The 21,781-nt window shown below is 50.8% G+C and carries 21 protein-coding genes; 17 read left to right on the forward strand and 4 right to left on the reverse strand.

The features are described 5' to 3' along the window. Positions 1 to 144: 144 nt before the first annotated feature. The 3 genes from C557_RS0121410 to trxB all read left to right on the forward strand — a co-directional run bounded on the left by C557_RS0121410 (position 145) and on the right by trxB (position 4,891). Complete coding sequence (locus tag C557_RS0121410) at positions 145 to 1,437, forward strand: homocysteine synthase (protein WP_018753902.1); 1,293 nt, start codon at positions 145 to 147, stop codon at positions 1,435 to 1,437. A gap of 445 nt (positions 1,438 to 1,882) precedes the next feature. Then, positions 1,883 to 3,823, forward strand: a complete 1,941-nt coding sequence (locus tag C557_RS0121415) for a heavy metal translocating P-type ATPase (RefSeq protein WP_018753903.1) — start codon at positions 1,883 to 1,885, stop codon at positions 3,821 to 3,823. Positions 3,824 to 3,940: 117 nt separating this feature from the next. Further along, the gene (gene trxB / locus C557_RS0121420) at positions 3,941 to 4,891 is read left to right on the forward strand and encodes a thioredoxin-disulfide reductase (RefSeq protein ID WP_018753904.1); all 951 of its coding nucleotides are present in this window, start codon (positions 3,941 to 3,943) and stop codon (positions 4,889 to 4,891) included. A gap of 90 nt (positions 4,892 to 4,981) precedes the next feature. Here trxB and C557_RS0121425 read toward each other — a convergent pair whose 3' ends face one another. Further along, positions 4,982 to 5,179 (reverse strand): hypothetical protein, encoded by a 198-nt coding sequence (locus tag C557_RS0121425; RefSeq protein WP_018753905.1) that lies wholly within the window; start codon positions 5,177 to 5,179, stop codon positions 4,982 to 4,984. Between the two features lie 221 nt (positions 5,180 to 5,400). Here C557_RS0121425 and C557_RS0121430 point away from each other — a divergent pair, with 221 nt between their 5' ends. After that, positions 5,401 to 6,531, forward strand: coding sequence for a transglutaminase domain-containing protein (locus tag C557_RS0121430; protein WP_018753906.1), 1,131 nt, complete (start codon positions 5,401 to 5,403; stop codon positions 6,529 to 6,531). Positions 6,532 to 6,820: 289 nt separating this feature from the next. On the opposite strand, the gene C557_RS0121435 is transcribed toward C557_RS0121430, so the two are convergent. After that, a complete protein-coding gene (locus tag C557_RS0121435) occupies positions 6,821 to 7,987 on the reverse strand; it encodes a virulence factor (RefSeq protein WP_018753907.1) in 1,167 nt (388 codons plus the stop codon). Positions 7,988 to 8,248: 261 nt separating this feature from the next. Here C557_RS0121435 and C557_RS0121440 point away from each other — a divergent pair, with 261 nt between their 5' ends. Together C557_RS0121440 and C557_RS0121445 are read left to right on the forward strand one after the other, a co-directional pair. Further along, on the forward strand, positions 8,249 to 9,193 hold the full coding sequence (locus C557_RS0121440; RefSeq protein ID WP_018753908.1) for an MBL fold metallo-hydrolase: 945 nt from the start codon (positions 8,249 to 8,251) through the stop codon (positions 9,191 to 9,193). 112 nt (positions 9,194 to 9,305) lie between these two features. Beyond that, positions 9,306 to 10,937, forward strand: coding sequence for an ABC-F family ATP-binding cassette domain-containing protein (locus C557_RS0121445; protein ID WP_026263619.1), 1,632 nt, complete (start codon positions 9,306 to 9,308; stop codon positions 10,935 to 10,937). Positions 10,938 to 11,030: 93 nt separating this feature from the next. On the opposite strand, the gene C557_RS0121450 is transcribed toward C557_RS0121445, so the two are convergent. Then, positions 11,031 to 11,228 carry a hypothetical protein gene (locus tag C557_RS0121450; RefSeq protein ID WP_040677476.1) on the reverse strand — a complete coding sequence of 66 codons (198 nt, stop codon included), beginning with the start codon at positions 11,226 to 11,228 and terminating at the stop codon, positions 11,031 to 11,033. A gap of 216 nt (positions 11,229 to 11,444) precedes the next feature. Here C557_RS0121450 and C557_RS0121455 point away from each other — a divergent pair, with 216 nt between their 5' ends. From C557_RS0121455 to C557_RS0121490, 8 genes are all read left to right on the forward strand, one after another. Continuing rightward, entirely contained in the window at positions 11,445 to 12,314 is an 870-nt protein-coding gene (locus C557_RS0121455; RefSeq protein WP_018753911.1) for a cation diffusion facilitator family transporter, read from the forward strand. Positions 12,315 to 12,760: 446 nt separating this feature from the next. Next, positions 12,761 to 13,774 (forward strand): C40 family peptidase, encoded by a 1,014-nt coding sequence (locus C557_RS0121460; protein ID WP_018753912.1) that lies wholly within the window; start codon positions 12,761 to 12,763, stop codon positions 13,772 to 13,774. Between the two features lie 157 nt (positions 13,775 to 13,931). Beyond that, the gene (locus tag C557_RS0121465; protein ID WP_018753913.1) at positions 13,932 to 14,420 is read left to right on the forward strand and encodes a DUF948 domain-containing protein; all 489 of its coding nucleotides are present in this window, start codon (positions 13,932 to 13,934) and stop codon (positions 14,418 to 14,420) included. Positions 14,421 to 14,574: 154 nt separating this feature from the next. Continuing rightward, complete coding sequence (locus tag C557_RS0121470; RefSeq protein WP_018753914.1) at positions 14,575 to 15,729, forward strand: SpoIIE family protein phosphatase; 1,155 nt, start codon at positions 14,575 to 14,577, stop codon at positions 15,727 to 15,729. Positions 15,730 to 15,809: 80 nt separating this feature from the next. Then, entirely contained in the window at positions 15,810 to 16,148 is a 339-nt protein-coding gene (locus C557_RS0121475) for an STAS domain-containing protein (protein WP_018753915.1), read from the forward strand. 18 nt (positions 16,149 to 16,166) lie between these two features. Then, the gene (rsbW, locus tag C557_RS0121480; protein WP_018753916.1) at positions 16,167 to 16,619 is read left to right on the forward strand and encodes an anti-sigma B factor RsbW; all 453 of its coding nucleotides are present in this window, start codon (positions 16,167 to 16,169) and stop codon (positions 16,617 to 16,619) included. Continuing rightward, on the forward strand, positions 16,616 to 17,392 hold the full coding sequence (locus C557_RS0121485; RefSeq protein ID WP_018753917.1) for a sigma-70 family RNA polymerase sigma factor: 777 nt from the start codon (positions 16,616 to 16,618) through the stop codon (positions 17,390 to 17,392). The genes rsbW and C557_RS0121485 overlap by 4 nt, the downstream gene beginning before the upstream one ends. Positions 17,393 to 17,565: 173 nt before the next feature. Next, positions 17,566 to 18,573 carry an asparaginase gene (locus C557_RS0121490; RefSeq protein ID WP_018753918.1) on the forward strand — a complete coding sequence of 336 codons (1,008 nt, stop codon included), beginning with the start codon at positions 17,566 to 17,568 and terminating at the stop codon, positions 18,571 to 18,573. 9 nt (positions 18,574 to 18,582) lie between these two features. Here C557_RS0121490 and C557_RS0121495 read toward each other — a convergent pair whose 3' ends face one another. Next, entirely contained in the window at positions 18,583 to 18,810 is a 228-nt protein-coding gene (locus C557_RS0121495; protein ID WP_018753919.1) for a DUF1128 domain-containing protein, read from the reverse strand. A 170-nt stretch (positions 18,811 to 18,980) separates the two neighbouring features. Here C557_RS0121495 and yyaC point away from each other — a divergent pair, with 170 nt between their 5' ends. From yyaC to C557_RS0121515, 3 genes are all read left to right on the forward strand, one after another. Further along, on the forward strand, positions 18,981 to 19,520 hold the full coding sequence (yyaC, locus tag C557_RS0121500) for a spore protease YyaC (RefSeq protein WP_018753920.1): 540 nt from the start codon (positions 18,981 to 18,983) through the stop codon (positions 19,518 to 19,520). Between the two features lie 228 nt (positions 19,521 to 19,748). Further along, positions 19,749 to 20,555, forward strand: a complete 807-nt coding sequence (locus tag C557_RS0121505) for an alpha/beta fold hydrolase (protein ID WP_018753921.1) — start codon at positions 19,749 to 19,751, stop codon at positions 20,553 to 20,555. A 243-nt stretch (positions 20,556 to 20,798) separates the two neighbouring features. After that, positions 20,799 to 21,452 carry a DUF6483 family protein gene (locus C557_RS0121515; protein ID WP_018753923.1) on the forward strand — a complete coding sequence of 218 codons (654 nt, stop codon included), beginning with the start codon at positions 20,799 to 20,801 and terminating at the stop codon, positions 21,450 to 21,452. The last annotated feature ends 329 nt before the right edge of the window (positions 21,453 to 21,781 follow it).

Below are 21,781 nucleotides of genomic sequence, written 5' to 3' on the forward strand. Positions count from 1 at the left end.
GCGCTATTTCGACATTTTGTCGAGATAGCGCTTTTTTTAGGGTTCAATATGCATATATCATTATTCGCACAAAAATTATCGGAATTCTATTTTCAAATATGTCAAGATGTGAGAGAATATCTAAAACGTTGAGGAGGAAAAGATATGTCTGAAAAACGCCCATTCGCCCCTGAAACACTAGCGATCCATGCCGGTCAAGAGATTGATCCCACAACAGGTTCGCGGGCTGTACCGCTCTATCAAACGACGTCCTACGGCTTTCGCGATACGGAGCATGCTGCCAACCTGTTTGGTCTGAAAGAGTTTGGAAACATCTATTCACGAATTATGAATCCGACCAACGACGTGTTCGAGCAGCGTATGGCTGCGTTGGAAGGTGGCGTGGGGGCGTTAGCAACCGCCTCAGGCCAGGCCGCCATTACTTTCTCCATCCTCAACATTGCCGGAACAGGAGATGAAATTGTCTCCTCTAGTACGTTGTATGGTGGAACCTACAACCTGTTCTCTACCACCCTGGCCAAGCTTGGCATTCACGTGAAATTTGTGGACTCCTCCAATCCGGAACATTTCCGGGCCGCTATTACGGAGAAGACGAAGGCACTGTATGCAGAGACGATTGGCAACCCCAAGGGGGATGTGCTGGATATCGAGGCGGTTGCGGCTATCGCTCATGAGCACGGCATTCCGCTGATTGTTGATAATACGTTTCCCAGCCCGTACCTGCTGCGTCCGATTGACTTTGGAGCAGACATTGTCGTTCATTCTGCTACCAAATTTATCGGCGGACATGGGACGTCGATCGGCGGGGTGATCGTGGACGGGGGCAAGCTGGACTGGGCTGCCAGCGGCAAGTTCCCGGGGCTGACCGAACCCGATCCCAGCTATCATGGCGTGGTGTATACCGAAGCCGTGGGGCCGCTTGCCTATATTATCAAGGCCCGAGTTCAATTGCAGCGCGATCTGGGAGCTCCGCTCTCTCCATTTAACGCCTGGCTGCTGCTGCAAGGGCTGGAAACCCTTCACCTTCGTGTGGAGCGCCATAGTGAAAATGCTTTGAAGGTCGCCCGCTATCTGGAGGGACATGAGCATGTGGAGTGGGTGAGCTATGCCGGCTTGCCAAGCCATGAATCCTATGAGCTGGCTCAGAAGTATTTGCCGAAGGGCCAAGGGGCAATTTTGACGTTTGGCATTCGTGGCGGTGTGACGGCAGGTCGCAAGCTGATCGAAAGCGTGAAGCTGTTCTCCCATCTGGCGAATGTCGGAGACTCCAAGTCGCTGATTATTCACCCGGCCAGCACCACGCATCAGCAGCTGTCCGAAGTGGAGCAGGAGGCAGCAGGGGTAACGCCTGGCTTAATTCGGCTGTCCGTAGGAACGGAGTCCATTGACGATATCATATACGACCTGGAGCAAGCCATCGCGGCCAGCCAGTCTTAATGAGGAACGCTAGACTATATCAGTTGAAATAAAGAGATTGAATCAAAGAAATCGGTGAGCAACAGCGATCGTAAGAACATTTTCTCGTCTGCTTCTTCGCTTTAATCATAAGTACAACTGATATAGCTGGCCGAAGCATGGTTATAACATAGCTGAATCAGCTTAAGGGGAGCCTGATATTTACATTAGGCTCTCCTTTATTTATTGCAGATTAGGCACAAAGTGCATTTACATCCGCCTGATTTTGATTTAAAATAAAACCAAAGTTTGACTAAACCAAAATTATTGTCCAAGTGCAAAAATGATTATCGTTCTCAATTGCGAGCTGCTCCGGGAGATTCCCGGGGCAGCTTGCGCCATTTTCAGGGGATTAACAATAATATTCATTCTCAGGGAGAACATGCTGTGTTAAAGAGAATTCAAGAGGAATAAGGAGGAGAAGAAGATGGAAGCAGTTCATAGCAAAGCAATGACTACCAGGCAAAAGACGGTGAATCAGCCGGACCCGGGCAAAAGGAAAAAGTTCTCGTTGCTACATTTGCTGCGCCACCGGGAGATGCTGCTGGCCTTAAGCAGTGGTGGATTTATGCTTATAGCTTGGGGGATTCAAGGACTGTCGCCGATGGTGTCCGTCTTGCTGTACATTATGGCTTATGCGGCCGGCGGATATATGAAGGCTCGTGAAGGGCTGATCACCTTGCTGAAAAAACGCGATCTGGATGTCAATCTGTTGATGATTGCTGCTGCACTTGGAGCTGCTACGATTGGCTATTGGAACGAAGGGGCTATGCTGATCTTTATTTTTGCATTAAGTGGGGCGTTGGAGTCCTTTGCCAGTGAGCAGAGCCTCAAGGACATTTCTGCCTTGATTGCCATGAAGCCGGAAACGGCCTTGCGGATCGATGGGGACGGGATGAAGGAGGTAGAGGTTGGCGTCCTGGCACTGGGAGACCTGGTGTTGGTCAAACCCGGTTCTATCATCCCGGTAGATGGTGTCGTTCGCAATGGCAGCTCGGCTGTTGACCAATCTGCCATCACGGGTGAATCGCTGCCGGTGGAGAAGGGGAATGGCGATGGGGTTTATGCAGGTACGGTGAACGGGGGCGGTGCACTTTATGTGGAGGTTGCCAGTCCTGCCGAGGGCACTTTGTTTGCCAAGATTATTGCACTCGTAGAGCAGGCTCAGCAGGAGGTTCCTGACACACAGCGGTTTATCCAGCGACTGGAAGGCATCTATGCCAAGTCCGTCGTAGCGATCACCTTGGGGTTGATCGTGCTTACCCCCTGGTTGGTGGGGTGGAGTTGGCCTCATTCCTTCTATAAAGCCATGGTATTTCTGGTAGTAGCCTCGCCCTGCGCCATCGTATCTTCGGTGATGCCTGCCATGCTGTCGGCTATGTCCAAGAGTGCGCGCCGGGGCGTGCTTTTCAAAGGTGGAGCGCCGATGGACCACCTGGGTAATGTGAAGGTGGTGGCCTTCGACAAGACGGGGACCTTGACAGCAGGTTCTCCGGTGGTGAGCGAATTATGTGTATCTGAAGGCTTTAATCGTCTGGAGGTGCTGGCGGCCTGTGCAGCGGCGGAAAGCTTGTCGGAGCATCCGCTGGCCAAGGCTATTGTATGCAAGGCTGAGCAGGAAGGTCTGGCAATTCGCGCAGCGGATGAGCTCCAGGCCTTGCCTGGATGGGGGATTGAGGCGATTATCGAAGGAGAGGTATGGCGTGTAGGTAAGGCGGATACCGAAGATGACCAGCTGCCGGCCGACTTGAAAGGCCGACTTGTCGCATGGGCTCAGGAAGGTTACACCGTATCTTCGATTCAAAAGGATGGCCAATACGCGGGTATCATTGCCCTGCGCGACGAAATTCGTCCGCAGGCCAAGGCTGCTGTTGCCCGTTTGCACAGCCTGGGCATTTCCGTGGCAATGCTTACAGGAGACCGCAGCGGGACCGCAGGTGCGATCGCCAGAGAGGCTGGAATTGACCTTGTATACGGCGATTTGCTGCCCCAGGAGAAGGTAGAGCATGTGAAGATGCTGCGGTCGCGTTATGGCGGTGTGGTTATGGTTGGCGATGGCGTGAACGATGCGCCTGCTCTGGCGGCCGCAACGGTGGGCGTGGCTATGGGCGGTGGTGGAAGTGGCGCCGCCCTTGAGGTGGCGGATGTGGTACTGATGAATGATGGGCTGGAGCATATCGCCGAGACGATAGCCCTGGCTCGCCGCTCCCGACGAATTGTAAAGCAGAATCTGATATTTGCCGGTTCGGTCATTTTGCTGCTCATTGCAAGCAATTTTCTGCAAGGTATTCCTCTGCCGCTCGGGGTTGTTGGCCATGAAGGGAGTACGTTGCTGGTCATTTTGAATGGTTTGCGGCTGCTTCGCTAATGCCCGTCTTCATCATTCCTTCATGTAACCTTCACCGAACCCCCTTGGTAGGAACATTGACAGGGTATCAAGGGTTTAACATAATGAAATCAGAGGGTACAGAGAGGATTTGATCATATGTATAAATCGATTATTGTCGGTACGGGACCGGCGGGATTGACCGCCGCGATCTATCTGGCTCGTGCCAACATGAGCCCGCTGATTATTGAAGGACCACAACCGGGAGGACAATTAACAACAACCACGGAAGTAGAGAATTTTCCGGGCTTTCCCGAAGGCATTATGGGACCTGAGCTAATGGATAATATGCGCAAGCAAGCAGAACGCTTTGGTGCGGAATTCCGCACGGGCTGGGTTAATAGTGTGAATCTGAACGAACGCCCCTTCAAGCTGCAAGTGGAAGGCCTAGGTGAACTGGTTGCAGAAACTTTGGTCTTGTCGACGGGAGCAACGGCAAAATATCTTGGCATACCTGGTGAGGAGAATAATGTAGGACGCGGGGTCAGCACTTGTGCAACCTGTGACGGGTTCTTCTTCCGGGGCAAGGAAATCATTGTAGTGGGCGGGGGCGACTCTGCTCTTGAAGAGGCGGGCTTCCTTACTCGCTTTGCCTCCAAGGTAACGCTTGTTCACCGCCGTGATGAACTGCGTGCCTCGAAGATTATGCAGGACCGCATACGAACGAACGAGAAGGTGGAGATGGCGTTGAACCGGACTCCGCTTGAGGTCATTGCGGGAGATGCAGGCGTGACCGGACTGAAGGTCCGCAACAATGAGACTGGCGAAGAAGAGATCATCTCGGCAAGCGGAGTGTTTGTTGCGATTGGTCATCATCCCAACACGGCGTTCCTTGGGGGACAAATCGAGACGGATGTGAACGGTTATATCGTGGTAAAACCGGGCACCTCCGAAACGAATGTACCTGGTGTATTCGCTTGCGGCGACGTTCAGGATACCCGCTATCGTCAAGCGATCACGGCGGCTGGCAGCGGCTGTATGGCAGCCATCGATTGCGAGAAATACATCGAAAGCCTGGAGCATGAAGCGACTGTGGCTGCGACCCGGTAATTTCAAAGGTAAGATAACAAAATGGCGATGCCCTGTATTGGAGGCATCGCCATTTTGTTTGGGTAAATTCTATAGTTGCCAATCGTAGTCTTAGGTGAGCAGTCCAACGATAAGTTGGAACAGGAGGTATCCGGCGAGACCGCTGCCCAGCAAAGTTAAACCGGCTTTTTTGCGCCCCTGAAACAAGCGGAGAACGCCAAGGCTGACTAAAGGAGCTACCAGCAGCAAGAATAACATGACAGCTATAAACAATTCTACAGAAATATCCGAAAGATTCACAATAGTCATCGGACCGCTTCTCCATTCCAATAAGTGTAAAAATAAATAAAACAATGATTTAAATCACATATGATGTTTCTATTATACCTAAGCCTTGCCTGCTTTTGTAGAAGCCAGATGTGAAAAATAAGCGGCGATTTGACATAACTAGAAACCTTTTGCAGGATGGGCTGTGATACAATGGGCATGAAGACCTGAACAAGCTTGCTCAAGAGAAGAGGGGGAGCCGTATGGGGAGAAGAAACGGATTTTCTAAACGATGGGTATTAACCGGAGCAATTTGCGTTTTGTTGCTGGGATCGGAGCCGCTCGGCTGGGCTATCATTCCGGCGAAGGCGGCCGAGGATGTCGTGACGGTTACTACTTCAGAGCAAATGCAGTTTAAGCTGGCAGAAGGTCTGGAGGCCAGACAGACAAATATGACCTTCAAGTATAAAGGGACAACACGAGAGCTTGAGCAGCAGCTAACAAAGGCGTTCAAGAGTGCGCTTGATGCAGATCCTTATACGAAATATATCGTGGACCGTTACTCATACTCCTGGCGTGGCACCACCGGTTCCGCCAAGATTACATTAAAGATTGAATACCGTGAAACGGCAGAGCAAACCGCTTATGTAAAGCAGCGGGTGAAAGATATATTAAATAAGGTCGTCCAGCCTGGAATGGATACACATCAGAAAATTAAAGCTATCCACGATTATGTCGTCCTTAATCTTAAATATGATACCGATTTGCAGAAATACACAGCCTATGAAGGCCTTCGTACTGGCGAAACGGTATGTCAGGGTTACGCATTGCTGACCTATGAGCTGCTCAAGAACGCCGGGATAGATAATTGGCTGGTGGAGGGAACGGCGGGAGACCAGTTGCATGCCTGGAATCTGGTTAAGATCGACAACAGCTGGTATCATCTCGACACAACCTGGGACGACCCGGTGCCGGATGTGCCCAATCAGGTGAAGTATGCTTATTATCTCAGAACGGACGAACAGATGGGAAAGGATCATACTTGGGATGCTGGAAGCTATCCTAAAGCGGCCGTTCCCTATCAGCAAACACTACAGGCCTTGATCCATCAAGGCGGGGCCAAGCAAGAGGTTTATCTTGATCTGAAGAGGCAACTGGGCTATGACCTGTACGATGCCAATGCTGTGGTTGTCGATGCCAAAGACTTGGCTGCACGGGTAAGTAAAGAACTGAACACCAACTCAAAGATGGCCATCGTGCGCTATGCGAGCCCGGAAGAGCAACTGCTTGATGATCTCGCCAGGCTGTATGATCTTGGTCTGCGGAATATCCGCTATCTGGTGCAGCCTTTGGAAGGCACCAAGGATTTTCGAGTGGAGATTTATTGGGAATAGCTTCCCGACAGGTGCTCCAGAGGAGATGTTCAACTCGCTGTTAAGGCGGGAAGGGCATCTCCTTATTTTTTTGTTATGTATGCCGCTTGCATATTGTTGCTTATTCATGCTTGAACACTCCTCTAACCCCTTGCTTGATTGCCCTAAAACCATGCAAAAAGGCCGCGGAATACCTTTCCGCGACCCATACAATACATACTCTACCGTGATTCCTTCTCACCATTCATGAAGATAGCTCAACACATGCTCATGCATGTTCCTATTACATAACAGGGTGATAGGGGGAAAGCTATTTTTCGAGTGTGGGATTATCGCTATCCCTACGTTCCCGGTTGGCCATTTGCTGCCAGATGGTCCCTGCGGCCTCTTCGCCCGATTCAATACGTTCCACAGCCATTCTTGCCTGTAGACCTACCTCAAATTCAGGATCATCCGCAGCCTGGCGCAAGGCCTCCAGCGCATCGTCTGTCCCTGCTTCGTAGAGGAAGCGCGCAGCCCGCCAACGAACCAGCTTGCTCTTGTCGGCCAGCGCTTCTATCATCGGTCCTGTCGCCGACGCATCGCCGATGTCGGACAAGGTGTCGCCGGCGGTGCGACGCACGGCGGCAGAGCTGTCGCGCATCGCCTGGAACAGCAGCTCCATCGCCTCCGGCGTCTTCAAATCGCCGAGATACACCACGGCGAGCCGGCGGAGCTGCATCTGCGGGTCGCGCAGCGCGTCCGCCAGCAGCGGCAGCGCCGACTCGTCCGGCTGCTGCAAAGCCTCCAGCGCGGCGTACCGCACGCGCCAGTCGCCATCCTGCATGCGCTGGCGAATCTCGCTCAGGCTGAGCGCTCGCCGCTGCTCGACGAACTCCGCCTCGCTGCGTCCATGGGCGATGGCCTGGGCTACAATGCCCTCCAGCCGCTCCGGCGGATAAGCGGCCTCCAGTTCCTGCTCGACCTCGCGGGCGATCTCGTCGAGCTCACCATAGCGCACGCCGTAATCGCTGAGCTTGCGCTCCTTGATCAGCGTAGCGCTGGCCACTTCCGTAACGGCGCTGACGAAGCGCTCGGACAAGGAAATTCGCTCCTCGCGCAACCCGGCTTTAACCCGGATTTGCATCGGGATGCCGCGGAAGAACTGTACGAAGACCTGGGCCTCCCCATAGCCAGCGGCCTCTTCCGCGCTATCCGGATTCCAGGCCGATTCCACGCCCTCCTGTCCGAACTGCTGCTGTACTTCAGACAGGATTGCCGCCCAATCGGCGTTGCCCTTGCGGTCCAGCGCCACGAAGTCGGCGGTATGGAACACGCTTTTTACGCCAGGGATGCTCAGAAGGCCACGAATCCATGGGGGAGCGGAGCGTTCGTTATCGAGTGTATATGTTTTCCGAATTCCCGGCTCCAGACTTTCATCCAAATGCAGCTTCATCGAATTCGGGCTAGGGGTAGGTTCAATAAAAATGATTTTCATACAATGTTCACATCTCCCTTCCCTGCTATTGTACCTCAATCAGCCGTCTTACCCAACCCTGCGTATCCTTCTTGCACAAATGCATGGAACGAAAGGAATGAAAAGGTAATTCTGTTGGCACACTTACTGTGGAGGAGCGGGCCGTTCATCGCAGCCAGTGTATTTTCTTTTCTCAGAGCAAAGATTAAGTTAAGGATTTGGAAGAAGAGGGGGATTTGTTTTAGAATAGAAGAAAGTTATGTGGAGAGGAGCATTTGATTCATGTCAAGAACGCGCTACAACAACATCGACAATGTAAGTACGGATAAAACGTTGAAGCAGTTCGGACAATGGCGGGAAGAACGCCGCAGAAAAAAGAAGGATTATTCCTATGTCATTCCAAGCTCACAGCCTCAGCTTGATTTTCTACAGCAAAACCGTAAGGAGAATACGGTGACCTGGATTGGGCATTCTACCTTTCTTATTCAATATCAAGGACTAAATATCGTGACCGACCCCGTTTGGGCAGCACGTATGGGATTTCAGCGGCGGCTGACCGCCCCGGGAATTGCCATTGCCGATCTTCCACCCATCGACGTTATTTTACTTTCCCACTCACACTACGACCATATGCATGTAGCGTCCATCCGCCGTATATACAGCGCCGACACGACGGTTGTAGTTCCTGTCGGTCTGGGCCGCAAGATGCGTCGCAAGGGCTTCCGCCGCGTACTCGAAATGAGCTGGTGGGAACAATTGCCAATTGGTCAGGTGCTCGTGTCGTTCGTCCCGACGCAGCACTGGACCCGGCGGACGCTGTTTGATACGAATACGTCCCATTGGGGCGGGTATGTACTGGAGCCGAAAGAGTTTGAACCGGATCATAAGCCACAGGTTATTTATTTTGCCGGAGATAGCGGTTATTTCAGCGGGTTTGCAGAGATTGGCCAGCGCTTTAACATCGATATTGCATTGCTGCCGATCGGCGCTTATGAGCCGGAATGGTTCATGACCAGCCAGCATACGACACCTGAAGAGGCCCTCCAGGCTTTCGTGGATGTGAAAGGCAAACTGATGATCCCGATGCACTACGGCACTTTTCGTCTGGCGGATGACACAGCTCGCGAAGCTCTCGACCGGTTGGAGCAGGATCGCAAGCAGCGCGGGATTCCCGAGGAGCAAATCAGGATTTTATTTCATGGCGAGACGTTGAGATTGCCACATTAACCATTTGGAAGCATCGGTGCTTAAGGCAGGGATTACTCAACTAAAATGCTAATCTATGCTATAATATGGAGCCAGTAGTGCGATTAACGAAAAAAGGACGGTAATGCTCAAAATGATCAGTACAAATGGTGTAACGCTCCGCTATGGAAAACGGGCACTTTTCGAAGACGTCAATATAAAATTCACCCCCGGCAACTGCTACGGCTTAATTGGAGCGAACGGGGCCGGTAAATCTACATTTCTGAAGATCCTGGCTGGTGAAATCGAGCCAAACCAGGGCGAAGTGTTCATGACGCCTAACGAACGGATGGCTGTCTTGAAGCAGAACCACTATGAATACGACGAGTATCCAGTGCTGGAAACGGTAATTATGGGCCATGCCAGGTTGTATTCCATTATGAAAGAGAAGGATGCGCTGTATGCCAAAGCGGACTTTTCCGAGGAAGATGGTATGCGGGCGGGTGAACTAGAGGGAGAATTTGCCGAGCTTAATGGCTGGGATGCTGAGCCTGATGCGGCAGCTCTTTTGATTGGTCTGGGGATTCCACGCGAGCTTCATGATAAGAAAATGAATGAATTAAGCGGCAATGAGAAGGTTCGCGTGTTGCTTGCGCAAGCCTTGTTCGGGCGTCCGCATAACCTGCTGCTGGATGAGCCAACGAACCACTTGGACCTCGAATCGATTCAGTGGCTGGAGAATTTCTTAATGGATTATGAAGGCACCGTTATCGTAGTATCCCATGACCGTCACTTCCTGAATAAGGTGTGTACGCATATTGCGGATATCGACTTTGGCAAAATTCAGATGTATGTCGGCAACTACGACTTCTGGTATGAATCCAGTCAACTCGCCTTGCAATTGCAGCGCGATGCCAACAAAAAGAAGGAAGAGAAGATCAAGGAGCTGCAAGCCTTTATCCAGCGCTTCTCCGCTAATGCTTCCAAGTCGAAGCAAGCGACCTCCCGCAAGAAGCAACTCGACAAGATTACGCTGGATGATATTCGCCCGTCCAACCGGAAGTATCCGTTCCTGCACTTTAAGGGAGAGCGCGAAGCGGGCAAGCAGCTATTAACGGTTGATGCTTTGACAAAGAGCCTTGATGGCCAGAAGGTGCTGGATAATGTCAGCTTTGTGGTTAACAAAGGTGATAAAATCGCTTTCGTAGGGCCTAACGGGTTGCCGAAAACAACGTTCTTCCAGGTAGTGATGGGCGAATTGGAAGCAGATGCAGGAGAATATAACTGGGGGGTAACGACTTCTCAGGCGTATTTCCCTAAAGACAACTCCAAATACTTCGATGGCGTTGATCTCAACCTGGTGGAATGGCTGCGGCAGTATTCCAATGATCAGGATGAGACCTTCCTGCGCGGCTTCCTTGGACGGATGCTCTTCTCCGGCGAGGAGGCGCTGAAGAAGGCCAGCGTATTGTCCGGTGGCGAGAAGGTACGTTGTATGCTGGCGAAGATGATGCTCAACGGCGCTAACGTATTGCTGTTTGATGAGCCTACCAACCACTTGGACCTGGAATCGATCACGGCGCTGAATAATGGGTTGATTGATTTTGACGGTACTATTCTGTTCACATCTCATGACCATCAATTCATTCAAACGATTGCTAACCGCATTATCGAGATCACGCCAAACGGTATTATTGATCGGGTTATGACCTACGACGAATATCTGGAGAGCGAAGAAATTCAGAACCTGCGTAAATCCATGTATCCGGAAGAGGCTAACGTTTAAATAGAATGATATTCTGTCTTCTGGACAGACCAAAAGCCGCACAAGCGATCCGATGAGGACCCGTTTTGTGCGGCCTTGTTTGCGTTTGGCGAACTACGAACCGCCTGTACGGCGACGCTGATTGTTAGGCTTTTTATTATTTTGGGATTTCAGTGCTTTGGTTTGAAGGCTGCCCTTGAGGCCGGGCTTATTGTCAGCTTGCTGCTGTTTTTTTTGTTGCAGCTTCTGGCGCATGGCTTCGGCCAGGTCGATTTTGCGAACATCCTTGTTATCTTCCGTCAAATATATCATCTCCTTTGAATGGAAAAGGGGGCTGTCCCTATTCTATACGTTTTTAAAAGCGGGTACAACGGGAATAATGGGTAACGCTGCTTTTGCCGGAGGAAACACTGTTTCTCTGGACCCACACGAGGGTTGTTTGCTAAGATAAGGAAACATTTTCATTGATATGGATGGAAGTTCAAAAATACTTTTTGAAATTTCCGGGAGTCTGGAGGTACTAGAGCCTTGGATATTTATGAGGATATACGTAAAGGGGAACGAGGAGCCTGGGTCAGTATTGCGGCTTACATTCTATTGTCCACGCTCAAGCTGATCAGCGGTTTCATTTTTGCTTCCAGCGCCCTGCTTGCTGACGGATTTAACAACCTCACCGATATCGTCGCTTCCATCGCCGTATTGGTAGGTCTGAGAATTTCGCAAAAGCCGCCTGATTCCGACCACGCTTACGGGCATTTTCGGGCCGAAACGGTTGCAGCGCTTGTGGCTTCTTTTATCATGGCGACGGTGGGGATTCAAGTTATCGTTAACGCGGTACGGTCGCTGGCAGCGGGAGAGCATACGGAACCTGATATTCGCTCTGCAATTATCGCTTTGGCCTGTGCGGCAGCAATGGGAGGCGTTTATTGGTATAATCAGCGATTAGCCAAACAGATCAACAATCAGGCGCTAATGGCTGCCGCCAAGGATAATTTGTCCGATGCCTTGGTCAGTATTGGGGCGGCTGTTGGCATTATAGGAGCGCAATTCGGCTTGCCTTGGCTGGATGGAGTTGCTGCAATAGTAGTGGGTTTGCTCATCTGCAAGACGGCCTGGGATATCTTTCGTCAATCGACCCTTGACTTAACCGATGGCTTTGATGAGAAGGAACTGGGTGATCTGCGCAGCACCATTGCCAGAACCAACGGGGTGGAGGGAATTAAGGATCTAAAAGCCCGCGTTCATGGCAATCATGTATTAGTAGATGTTGTTATTGAGGTTGATCCGCAGTTGACGGTAATCCAGAGCCATCAAATCAGTGACCGTGTGGAAGAGAGCATGCGCAGGCTTCGTAATGTGATGCATGTGCATGTTCATGTCGAACCAAAGGACCCGTGAATACAGCATATTGTTTGGATTGAGCTATAAACCGAACCGCAGGATGGGATAAATGGAGCCCTCCTTGCTGGTTCGGTTTTTTGTTACGCTTGTTTATCACGCTCATTTTTAATATGAAATAATTACCAACATTCAGTAGGTGCGACCAAAATATGGGGCTATGGTTACAAAAAAGAAACTTTTTCGACGTGAACAAATGGAATGATATTCATCTATTTGAAATATATGAGGATTTTTTGGGTATTTAGTCGCTTTTTAATAACGAAGGCATGCCAATAAACAGGACTTTAGACTTGTATTTTGCTTTCCAGGCTACATGATAAACGACCGATTTAGACATCTTTCGACAAGGGATATAATGGACGCAAGTCCAAAGAAAGGAGAGATCAAGAAAACCAGTCCAAACGCACCAAGAACTTACTACATGTAGGAGGATTTGATTTTTTATGAAACGAAGCGTAGCGATCACATTGTTGAGTGCCCTTCTTCTCTCTTCTTATACAGCTCTTCCCAATCAGGCTGCGGCGGCGACGGTTGCGTCAGCGAAGGCTACAGGATATATCGTTAGTGGCGTCAATTTTCGCGACCAGCCCTCTGTTTCCGGTAAAATCATCGGGTTTTTGAAGGAAGGCTCTGAAGTTGCCGTTCTGGATCAAAGCAATAAATATTTCTACAAGGTCCAATCGGAGGATGGAACAGTTGGTTATGTCAGTGCCAACAGCAAATACATTAAAGTGAATGCTAACTCTACTCCTGCCCCGACTCAGCCTTCCTTGGAGCAGTCGGCCAAAGTGGTGTATGGCGTCAACTTGCGTTCAAAACCGTCAACTTCGGGCAAGGTAATTACTATGCTTAGCAAGGGGACATCTTTAACCATTCTTGAGCAAAGCAATGCCAGCTTCTATAAGGTACGTACTTCGGATGGACGGACTGGCTATGTCAGTACGAATGACAAATACTTAAGTATTGAGGGCCAGAATCAGCCTACAGTGCCTCAGCCGTCCCCTGGTAGCGGGATCAGCCGACAGATTGATCAGGTTATTGAGACCGGGATGAAATATTTGGGCACCCCTTATGAATTTGGGTCCAACCGCAATACGACAACCACCTTCGATTGCTCTGATTTTATCCGGCAAATTTTTAAGGAGACCCTGGGTATCACCTTGCCTACGGACTCTCGCAAGCAGGGACAATATATTAAGGATAATGACACTGCAGTTTACAATATCGATAGTCTCAAACGGGGCGATCTGGTCTTCTTCATGAGCTATAAAGGCTCGTCCGCCAAATCGTACCAAGGCATCAATAAATCAACCGCCCGTATTACTCACGTGGCCATGTACCTGGGGGACGGCAAGCTGCTGCACACTTACTCTAAGGAATCTGGCGGAGTCATATTGGACAAGCTCGACGGAGCTTGGGTTCACCGCTTTCTCTATGGGGGAAGTGTACTGAAATAATCATACGATTATCAAAGCTAGCGCCGCTTGGACGTTCTTTCCCTTCTGGGGAGGTCAACGTCAAAGCGGCGTTACCTGTTTTAGTTGGTAAATTTCGTGTTATAGTTAAAGAAGAAGCAGGCTTGACAAAACAAGCAGCGGAAAGCGAGGAACCTGGATGATTTGGCAGATTAGTGTGGCAGTTGTGGCGGTAGCCTTCGTAGTGCTTGTCGTGTATCTGATCAAAACGTTGAAGGCAGCGGAGCAATCGCTGCTCACGACAACAACAACACTGCAGGAGGTGCAGAAGACGATCGACGAGCTTGGCGTTGAGGTCAAGCAGATCGTTAAGCAAGCCAATGATTTGACGGGCGACCTGCAGCATAAGATGAAGCAAATTGATCCCGTGCTGGAATCGGTCAAAAATGCCGGAGAGGTCTTAAACGAGGTCACCTTGGCTACCAAGCAGGTATCGGTGGCATTGGCTGGAAGAATCAAAAGCCGGAAACGTGCACGGAGGGAAGCTGCCAAAACGGCGATAATACCACGGCCGGAAGTACAGCCTCCAGCAGTTGCAAGCCCACACGAAGCTAGTGCCAGTAAGCCAGCTGGCTGGATGAAGTGGGTGGATGTGGCTGCGGATGTATGGCAGAAATATCGGGATTAGGACAATATGGATACAGATACCGGTCATAAGCTGTTTCATTTTGGTTCGTAAGGGTAATATAAGTTAATAGGCTGGTTCACGGGAAAGAGCTGCACCGTATCCAGAGGGAATGGGGGACACTCCGTTCCCTTTATTTTTTGACAGGGAGATTGCCATGAGAATTTTAATCGTTGATGACAATATGACCAATGTTATTATCGTGCGTGAAATACTTAAGAAGGAAAAGTATCGGAATACAATTGCTGTATCCTCGGCCAAGCAGATGTTTGAGCGGCTCGGTGTCAAGAACCTGGATTCCATAGAGGAAAGCGGCCCGTCAGATGTGGATTTGATCCTGCTGGATATGATGATGCCGGAGATGGATGGCATCACCGCTTGCCGCTTGTTACAGCGCTCCGAGCATCTACGGGAGATTCCGGTTATTATGGTTACTGCGGTAGGTGACTCCAATAAACTGGCAGAAGCGCTGGATGCCGGGGCGGTCGACTATGTGACCAAGCCGATCAACAAGGTGGAGTTGATGGCCCGGATTCGCCTGGCGCTTCGGCTAAAGGTGGAGAAGGATTGGCATCGCAACCGTGATCAACGTATTCAGGAGGAGCTAAAGCTGGCCTCCCTTGTACAAAGCGCGGTGCTTAGCTCACCGATCCGGGAGGATGAGATTGAGATTAACGCCATCTATAAGCCATCCTACGAGCTAGCCGGAGATTTGTACTCCTGGTATGCGCTTGGCGATGGAAGGTATGCCGTCATCTTGCTTGATATGATGGGCCATGGCATCTCCTCGTCCTTGTTCTGTATGTTCATTTCTTCTGTACTGAAGGATACCGTGCATACGTATGTTGAGCCGGAGAAGGTTATTCAGGAGCTTAACCGCCGTTTTATTCAACTACATATTGAAAGCAAGCTCATTCAATATTATTTTACGGCTATTTACTTGGTGGTGGACACCCGTCACCGCAAAATTGATTACGTTAATGCCGGACATCCACCGGCGTTATTCTATCAAGGCAACGGCGAGCTTATCCGGATGGACCAGGTTGGCCCTCCCGTGGGATTATTTGATTACATCGAGACCGAGCCGCAGACCCTGTATTATGAAGGGGAGGGGCATATTGTGTTGTATACGGACGGGCTGACGGATACGCAGCCGGATTTGCAGGAGGAGCGCCAGGCTTGGCTGGAGGAACAGCTTGATGTGGACTGCCATCAATTTGATGAAGCAGAATTGCACAAGCTATTCTTTGGTGATGCGTTCCCTGAGGAACGGGAAGATGACAAATGCCTAGTATGGATTTCGTTAAAATAGTGGAAGTATCTGGCTTGATTCAGGGAGGTACAGGCTGGGTTATGTTGTAATAAGAAAACTTATTTCAGGAGAGAAGACGGATGAATACAAGAAAAAGTGAGAAATTTTCTGCAACGCCCCAGTGGGAAGATGGGGTTCATATCGTATATTTGCGAGGTGAACTGGACTTGTCCGCAGCCCCTGATTTCCGCAAATTGATGGAGCCGCTGGTAGGTAATGATGAAGCTGATTTGGTCATCAATCTGAAAGAACTGAAATACATTGACAGCACGGGCATCGGCATATTGCTGTCCATTCTGAAAGCGAGACAGGGGATGGCCTCGCGGTTTTACGTCCAGGAAGCCCCGGATCACATTCGCAAGTTGTTTGAAATGACCGGGATCGCTAAGTTCTTCGCCGCACAGGAGAATTCCCACTAAGGAAAGGATAGAGAAGCAATGATAGAGCAAGCAGAGAAAATCGTCATCAGCCTGCCGGCAACTGCTGAGAATGTGGATATCGTAAGGCTGAATTTATATGGCGTGGCCTCCAAAATGGGGTTTTCATATGAAGAAATCGAGGACATGAAGGTAGCGGTATCCGAGGCGTGCAACAATTCTGTGTTATATGCATACAAGCATGCGCCCGGAACGATGGAGATCACGTTCGACATACTGGTTGATGCCTTATCCATTACGGTCAAGGATCAAGGGGAGAGCTTTGAGCCGTGGGGCACAGACGGAGGGCGCGTAACCTTGCATGACAAGGAGCTTAGCGAGGCACCTATCGGAGGTTTAGGTTTCTATTTAATGCAAGCGCTGATGGATGATGTCAGCGTGGAGAGCCAGCCCGGACAAGGAACGAAGGTGATGATGGTCCGCAAGCTCCAGAGAAGTGAGGAGACTGTATGACCCACAAAGCGACTCCCCAAGGCGCTTTGAATGATTCTGTCCGTCTGATCAAACAGTATCAGGCGACGAAAGACAATGAAATTGCTACCGAGCTGATTCGCAGATATGATTCAATGGTGAAGATGGCCGCTGGCAAAATTGCTCGCAATAGGCCCGATCTCTACGAAGATCTGTATCAAGTTGGCGAAATGGCGCTTGTTCGCTTGTTGCAGCAGTATGACAGTGAGCTGGGTATCCCGTTTGAGCCATATGCGATGAAGAGTATGATCGGGCATATGAAGAACTATTTACGCGACAAATCCTGGTATATTCAGGTGCCGCGCCGCATCAAGGAGAAGGGGGCCTTGGTTCAGCAGGCCATTGATGAGCTGACCATGAGGCTGGAGCGTTCCCCTGATGTGAAGGAAATTGCGGATTTCCTCGAACTGTCGGTAGAAGAGACGGTGGAGGTGCTTGCTGGACGAGAGTGCTACCATTATGTCTCTCTCGATTCTCCTTTGTCTGCGGACGAGAGCGCCGCAACGCTTGGCGAGCTGATCAGTGCGGACGTGGATGATTATGATGCCGTAGAGAACCGCATGGATCTTCAGGAGGCTTTGGGACACCTGAAGGCCCAGGAACAGGAAGTGCTGCTGCTAGCCTTTCAGGAGGGGCAATCCCAGCGGGCCATTGCCCAGAGGCTGGGAGTCTCCCAGATGAGTGTCTCCCGAATTCAGAAGCGGGCCACGGAGAAGCTGAAGCAAATAATGGACGATTACCATGTAAATGGATAAACAGGTGTTTATGCGCTGCTGCAAGGTTTGGGCAGCGTTTTTTAATCCTCCATCTTTTCTGATACTGACGGCTGCATATTCCGATATTCTCCTCTGACTGCTTGTAGCCATTGGGCCACAGCTATACTATACTGTGGTAGGTAAGCAAGCGGGTATAAGGAGAGAATGAATCCATGGATTATCAAGAAGCATTGCTAATCAGAGAATATCGAGCAGGTATTCTGGAGTGCGCCCATTATGGGCATATATGTGTAATAAATGAACGAGGCGAAGTGCAAGGGCACGTTGGCAACCCTCACGCTATGGTATTTACGCGCTCCTCGGCCAAGCCGATTCAGGCAATTCCGGGCATTCGGGCAGGCATTCATAAGACTTACCATTTAAATGATGAGGAAATTGCCGTAATGGCTGCCTCTCATCGATCCGAGGCTGCCCATGTGGAGGTGCTGGAGCGATTGCTCCATAAGGTGGGGTTAGCAGAAGAGCAGCTGGTATGTGCCCCAAGCCTGCCGCTGGACAGCTCGGCAAGAGAGCAATTGCTGCGCCAGGGAGGAGAGAGAAGACGCTTGTACCACAATTGCTCCGGCAAGCATCTTGGTGTACAAGCGTATTGCAAGCTAAAGGGCGAATCTCTGGATACCTACAATTTGCCGGAGCATCCGGTGCAACAGGAAATTTTGAGTACCTTAGCGGAGCTGGCGGATATCCCCCGGGAACAAATTGCCCTGGGCACAGATGGCTGCGGCTTTCCGGTCTTTGCCCTGCCCCTTTCCGCTTTAGCGGGGGCTTACTTGAAGCTGGCGTGTCCTGATCTGATTGCTGACCCGGACACCGCCAGTGCAGCAAATACCATTGCCAGAGCCATGAACCGATATCCCAAATTGGTAGCCGGCACGGGGCGCATCGATTCCATCTTGCTGGAGGATGACAACATCGTAGCGAAGGGTGGCTTCAAGGGAGTATATGCCTTTGCTTTGCGTCATGAACGTCTGGGCGTGACCTTCAAGATTCAGGACGGCTCTGAGGAGGAATGGGGGTTAATCGCTTTAACCGTGCTGGAGCAGCTAGGGTATGGGAACGAAGAGACGCTTCGCAGGCTGTGCGAAGCGTTCCCATCCGCCATTCATAATGACGAGGGCTGGCAGGTTGGCCAGTCCGAAGCCGCCTTTAAGCTTGCTTAATCTTACGTCTTATGCCTTGTGGCGAAGCCGTCCCAACTCCTGGGCTAACGCTTCTACTTCGGAGATGCTCAGCCGTTCTTTGCTCATCACGATGTCGTAAACGTCACGGATATCGTCATACTGATCCGTGTGGAAGGCCGAGGCCGTCATGGCTGCGCCTGAGGCCATTCTAAGCTTGCTCTTGATCGCTTCGATCATGTACTCAATATTTTCGTGGGTTTTCAGAGATAAATCCATGATTGCTTCATCCTTCCGGTGAGGGGTTTCCGCTATTGTACCATGATAACCGCAGCCAGATGAAGTTTTGCGATGAATGGCACAGGTGCGTTACAATCAAATTAGGTTACACCGGAAGGCAAATAGGTATGGGCTGCCCTTTACCAAGACAAGGAGGCGATGACTGAACCGTGGGAGAACGGAAGGAATGGCCAGCAACAGGGCTGGACCGGACGAAGCTGGACGGAGCTGGATTAAAAGGTTTTTTTACCGGGATTCGCCTTCGCCATGACGGAGAAGCTATAACCTTCCTGTGCATCGGTACTGATCGCTCAACCGGTGATGCGTTAGGACCGATGGTGGGGACAAGACTGACCGAACTAGGCTTTACTCGCGTCATTGGCACACTTCGCGAGCCTTGCGATGCAACTAATTTGGAGAGGCGTTTATCTCAAATGGACGGGGACAGCATTGTCGTCGCCATTGATGCTTGCCTGGGAACGGCGGAATCACTGGGGTATTATCTGGTCTCCGGACAACCCTTGCAGCCAGCCAGATCCGTTGGAGGGAACCTCCCGGAGGTAGGCCATTACAGCTTGGCTGCCGTTGTAAACGTCAAGGGTCCCAAGCCTTACTGGACCTTGCAAATGACTTCGCTGTACAAGGTCATGCAAATGGCCGAAGAGATTGCGAATGCTGCAGCAGCAGTGTTCCATAGTGATTCAAAATAAAGAAAATGATTTAAGTACGTGTTAAAAAGTCGGGTTTACAGGACCAAGAAGGTTGAATGAAGCTAGGGACTGAGTAGCGGAGCGTAGACAGATCTACGTGAGCAACGGAAGGCCCGGGTGAATTCAAGATTCGATGTTGAGTTTACTCCTTGAACAGCATCGTTCTGGGAAGACGACTTTTTGAACAACCTCTTTAACTAATCCCAAAAGAGAAAGTAGGTAGCGAACATGGACAAGATAACGGTTAACGGTAATTCGATCGCCTATGAGAGCCAAGGGCAAGGTGAGACTGTAGTATTGCTGCACGGCTTTTGCGGCAGCTCCGCATACTGGGAGAAGGTTCAGCCGCTGCTTGCTGATCAGTATCAGGTTATTGCACCTGATTTGCGTGGGCATGGAGCCTCGGATGCGCCGCTTGGAGCGTATACGATTGAGCAAATGGCCGATGATGTAGCCGAACTGCTCGACAAGCTGGGGATTTCAACATATACATTGTTAGGGCATTCTATGGGGGGCTACGTAACGCTGTCGCTGGCAGAGCGCTACCCTTCCCGTTTACGCGGCTTCGGCCTGATTCATTCAACCGGACATTCTGATACCGAGGAAGCCAAGGAGAAAAGACTTCATGCCGTGACCTCCATTCGTTCAGAAGGGATTACTAAATTTGTCGATGGGCTTGTGCCCGGACTGTTTGCCCCGGATAATCTGGAGAAGCTTACCTCCGAGATCGACCGGGTGAAGGAGATCGGTTACCGCACTCCCCCTCAAGGAGCGGAAGGGGCAGCATTGGCTATGCGTGAACGGCCGGACCGCAGGGAAGTGATGGAGAAGTCCTCCCTTCCGCTCTTGCTGGTTGCCGGGGAGAGCGACGGAGTCGTACCGCTGGCCAAGCTGTTCACTACCGAAGGCCCGCAGGTTGCCAAGGCGGTGATTAAGGGGGCCGGTCATATGAGCATGTATGAAGCACCCGAGCAATTGGCTGCTGTCATTACTGATTTTTTGCGGAGTGTATCGGAACAATCAGAAGAGGCATGATGGCTGACAAGATAAGCCATGACTTTAGAAGTTTGGCGAACAGGTTGCTGGAAGGCCGATATGGAGCTGAAGCAGCGAGTACAAGCCCATATCGACCGCAGGTTCTTTATTGTCGCCACGCTTTTAGAGAACCTGAATGAACTGATGCCTAAGCCCGGAGCTTCTCTCAGAACTCCGGGCTTAGGCATTCACGTTCCCTGGGGGCGTTTGCACTTGCCCAGGAATTAGGAAGGAGATTGGGAGATGCTGCGAAGAGATTATCTGGTGCGGATGATCGAAGAAATGACGGAAGTGCTGGGCAAGGTTTTTATGCTGAGACAAAACAAGAAGCTGACCGAGGCATTATGGTCGCTGGATGAGCTATACAAGAGACAATTCCGCCTGAATGCCCGTTTGCTGGATACCTTGTCCGCCAAGGATATCGTAAAGCTGTTCCATAGCGGCGGAGAATTGGAGGCGGACAAGCTGCAAAGTCTGGCCAGGCTGCTTAAAGAAGAGGGCGATATTTGTCTGGCTATGCAGGAGGAAGAAGAGGCGGGAGCTCGCTGGATGAAGGCGCTGCACCTGTATCTGGCAACAGGACTTCATGGAGCGGATCGTTCGTTATGGAACTGGCCTGATGCTGTCTCCGAACTGCAAGCCTTGCTTAAATCCTACCGCCTGCCTCCAGAAACGGAACTGCTGCTCATGAAGCTGGAGGAAAGCGAAGGCCGTTACGACCAGGCCGAGAATGCATTGTATCGCCTGCTGGCGGAGGAATCCATTTCCAAGGAGGAGGCAGACGCTTTTTACCAGCGACTGCTGACGCTATCACCTGAACAACTGGAGGAAGGCGGCCTGCCGCTGGAAGAGGTGCGGGAAGGGCTGCTGGAACTGGAGAAGCGTTTCTACATCTAAGAGGTAGTTCAAAAAGTCGTCTTCCCAGGACGAAGCTGTTCAAGGAGTGGATTCAACATCGAATCTTGAATTCAGCCGGGCCTTCCGTTGCTCACGTACCCACTACGTACGCTGCGCTACTCAGTCCCTAGCTTCATTCAACCTTCTTGGTCCTGAAAACCCTACTTTTTGAACACATATTCAAAGAGGTAGTTCAAAAAGTCGTCTTCCCAGGACGGAGCAGTTCGAGGAGTAGATTCGGCGTCGAATCTTGAATTCAGCCGGGCCTTCCGTTGCTCACGTACCCACTACGTACGCTGCGCTACTCAGTCCCTGGCTTCATTCAACCT

Origin of the sequence: Paenibacillus sanguinis 2301083 = DSM 16941 (genome assembly GCF_000374825.1) — a bacterium.
Lineage (GTDB): Bacteria > Bacillota > Bacilli > Paenibacillales > Paenibacillaceae > Fontibacillus > Fontibacillus sanguinis.